Source organism: Penaeicola halotolerans (assembly GCF_016464625.1).
Lineage (GTDB): Bacteria > Bacteroidota > Bacteroidia > Cytophagales > Cyclobacteriaceae > Penaeicola > Penaeicola halotolerans.
The window spans coordinates 1-279 of the sequence record NZ_JAEAGO010000045.1; the positions used below are offsets into that span (position 1 = coordinate 1).

Annotated in this window: 1 protein-coding gene; it reads left to right on the plus strand. The window is 57.0% G+C overall.

Going from position 1 to position 279, the window contains the following annotated elements; all coding sequences use genetic code 11:
- A partial coding sequence (locus I5349_RS13695) for a hypothetical protein (protein ID WP_226391343.1) occupies positions 1-279 on the plus strand: 279 nt, incomplete at both ends.

Here is a 279-nt window from a genome sequence, read left to right on the forward strand (position 1 = left end):
TTCTCAACCAGCTCGATCAGCGCCATTTTGTCGTCGGTCATCGTCATCTCCGTCTCAGGTTTCAGGTGTCGCAACCCAAACCTTTCCGAAGATCGACGGTGACCGCCCGCGTCGCCATCAGCGTCGCCCGCGGCCTCCTACACCACGCCGTGGGGCACTATCCCATCACCCTCGATTTTGCACATCACCTCATGCCAGTTCCTCCAGCGACCCGCTATCTCAGTATCAGCGTTGGCATGCTCCTTTCTCTTGAGATCCTCCTGAAGCTTTCCGAAGATA